Source organism: Phytoactinopolyspora endophytica (assembly GCF_004138495.1).
GTDB classification, from domain to species: domain Bacteria; phylum Actinomycetota; class Actinomycetes; order Jiangellales; family Jiangellaceae; genus Phytoactinopolyspora; species Phytoactinopolyspora endophytica.
The window spans coordinates 138,001-140,950 of record NZ_ML142855.1 but is presented as its reverse complement, the minus strand read 5'-3'; the positions used below and the strand labels follow the sequence as shown (position 1 = coordinate 140,950).

Here is a 2,950-nt window from a genome sequence, read left to right as displayed (position 1 = left end):
CGCCCATGCCGCCTGCCGAGCCGCACCCAGCGCGACGTACTCGCCCGGCGTCGGCACCGACACCGGTACACCGAAGACGTCCGGCGCGACAGTCCGCACCGCCTTCGACTGAGCGGCTCCTCCGATCAGCAACACCCGTTCCACCGGGACGTCGTGCTCGCGCAGCGCGTCCACACCGTCCGCCAGACCGCAGAGCATCCCCTCGACGGCCGCTCGGGCCAGATTGTGCGGCGTCATGGAGTCGCGGGTGAGCCCGGCCAGGGTGCCGGTGGCGTCCGGCAGCACCGGGGTCCGCTCACCGTCCAAGTATGGAAGCAGCACCAGACCTCCCGCACCGGGGGCAGCCTCCATCGCCAGCCGGTTCAGCTCGGACAGGTCAGCTCCGAGCATCGCCGCCGCGGCCGATAGGACGCGGGCGGCGTTCAAGGTAGCGACCAGCGGAAGATGACGGCCAGTGGCGTCGGCGAACCCGGCGACGGTCCCAGACGCGTCCGCCACCGGCTTGTCCGATGTGGCGAAGACCGTACCGCTGGTACCGAGGGAGACCACGACGTCGCCAGGGGACATGCCCAGGCCGAGAGCGGCGCCCATATTGTCGCCGGTCCCTGGGGCCACCGCGGCACCAGACGGAGTCCTGCCGACCACCTCGGACGGCCCCGCCACCCGGGGCACACCGATCTCCCGGCCGAAGGCCATCCGTAGCAGGTCCGGGCGGTACTCCCCGGTGGCGGCGGACCAGTAGCCGGTTCCGGAGGCATCGCCGCGATCCGTCGTCGCCTGTTCCGGCTTTCCGGCCAGGCACCAGGTGATCCAGTCATGGGGCAGCATGACCTGCTCGACCCGCTCGGCGGAAGACGGCTCCTCCTGCACCAGCCACCGCAGCTTGGTGATGGTGAAGCTGTTCACCGGCACCAGCCCGACGGCGTCGGCCCAAGCCTGGGGGCCGCCGAGCTCGGCGGTCAGGTCGCGGGCCGCCCCGGCCGACCGGGTGTCGTTCCACAGCAGCGCAGGGCGGACCACCTCGCCGTCGGCGTCGAGCGCGACCATGCCGTGCTGCTGACCACCGACGGCCACGGCGTCGGCTCGGTCCAGCAGCCCGTCGCCCGCTTCGGCCAGCGCGTCCCACCATGCCTGCGGATGCACCTCAGTGCCGTCCGGATGGTCGGCGCGTCCGGTGTCGACGATCTCACCGGTGTCCGCGTCGACCAGGACCACCTTGCACGACTGGGTCGACGAATCGATCCCTGCCACCAACGCCATATCCCTTACCTCCTTCGTCCCTCAGCCGGATGCCCATTAAATGATCATGTGAAGCAGGTTTTCTCGTGCGATAACAGGTCTGCAGAAACGGTGATGCTGGAACAAACCTACTTCACATGATCATTTCGGAGCCGCTGGATCAGCGGGCGCCGACGACGTGCTCCAGCGCCAGCTGGTTGAGCCGGACCACACTGTAACCCTGGGCACCGGCGGCGTCGGCATCGTAGTCCTCGAAGGCGGAACGGTCGGCCAGCAGATCGTTGTAGCTCTCGCCCGCCGCGAGGGTCGGTTCGGACAACTCCAGCACCCGGGCGGCCGCCAGCGCATCCTTGACCTCCGGATCGGCGCGGAATGCCGCGGCCCGCTCCTTCAGCAGCAGGTACGTCCGCATGTTCGCCGCGGCCGAGGCCCACACCCCGTCGATGTTCTCGGTACGCAGTGGCTTGTAGTCGAAATGCCGCGGACCGTCGTAGGCGGGACCGCCGCCGAACGGGCCGTGCTCCAGCAGGTCGACGAGGAAGAACGCGTTGAGCAGGTCACCGTGCCCGAAGACGAGGTCCTGGTCGTACTTGATGCTCCGCTGCCCGTTGAGGTCGATGTGGAACAGCTTCTTCTGCCACATCGCCTGCGCGATGCCGTGGACGAAGTTCAGGCCCGCCATCTGCTCGTGACCGACCTCGGGGTTGAGGCCGACCATGTCGGCGTGCTCCAGGGTGGAGATGAACGCGAGGGCGTGTCCGACGGTCGGCAGCAGGATGTCGCCGCGCGGCTCATTCGGCTTCGGCTCCAACGCGAACCGCAGACCGTAACCCTGGTCGACGACGTACTGAGCGAGCGTATCGACACCCTCGCGGTACCGTTCCAGCGCTGCCACGACATCCTTCGCCGCGTCCGACTCGGAACCCTCGCGGCCACCCCACATGACATAGGTGGACGCGCCGAGCTCGGCGGCGAGATCGATGTTGCGCATCACCTTCCGCAGCGCGAACCGGCGCACGGAACGGTCGTTGCTGGTGAAACCGCCGTCCTTGAAGACCGGGTGGCTGAACAGGTTGGTGGTGACCATCGGCACCACCAACCCGGTCTCCTGCAGCGCGGCCTTGAACCGGTCGATGTGCTGCTGCCGGTCGGAGTCCGACGAACCGAACGGGAACAGGTCGTCGTCGTGGAAAGTGACGCCGTAGGCGCCGAGCTCGGACAGCCGGCGGACGGATTCTACCGGGTCGAGCGGCGGCCGGGTGGCCGGCCCGAACGGATCCTGTGCCGGCCAGCCGACGGTCCACAGACCGAAGGTGAAGTGATCCTCGCGGGTGGGCTGAGCAGCCATGTTTCTATCCTTTCGTGCGTGTTGCGGGGTTGGGTTCGTCGTGCGCCGGCAGGTCACTGTCGCGCACGGACAGAAAACTCGTGAGCACACCGTCCGGATCGGCCAGCAGTGCTTCGAGCGCCAGTTCGCCGGCACCGATCAACGGCGCCTCGGGTCCCAGCGCGGCCGGGACCAGGTCCAGGGTGGACGGCGTCAGAGCGCGGGCCTTCAGCACATCGGTCACCGCGGGCTCGAATACGTCGAACGCACGGCCGTACATGCCACCGAGCACGACGCGGTCGGGATTGAACGTGTTCACCAGACCGACCAGACCGATGCCCAGCCACCGCCCGACCTCGTCGGCCGCGCGCATGGCTCTGACAT

The 2,950-nt window shown here is 68.4% G+C and carries 3 protein-coding genes; all 3 read right to left on the bottom strand.

The window, feature by feature from the left end; genetic code table 11:
• On the bottom strand, nt 1-1,260 hold a 1,260-nt coding region (xylB, locus tag ELR45_RS15500; RefSeq protein WP_129667351.1), incomplete at its 3' end, for a xylulokinase.
• Between the two features lie 139 nt (nt 1,261-1,399).
• Nucleotides 1,400-2,587: a xylose isomerase gene (xylA, locus tag ELR45_RS15495; RefSeq protein WP_129667222.1), complete on the bottom strand. Its 1,188-nt coding sequence runs from the start codon at nt 2,585-2,587 to the stop codon at nt 1,400-1,402.
• 4 nt (nt 2,588-2,591) lie between these two features.
• The coding region (locus ELR45_RS15490) for an ROK family protein (protein WP_165367800.1) at nt 2,592-2,950 on the bottom strand (359 nt) is incomplete at its 5' end.

Excerpts from the sequence above, each read along its gene's own strand:
- xylA (WP_129667222.1), bottom strand. The coding sequence starts at position 2,587 with ATGGCTGCTCAGCCCACCCGCGAGGATCACTTCACCTTCGGTCTGTGG.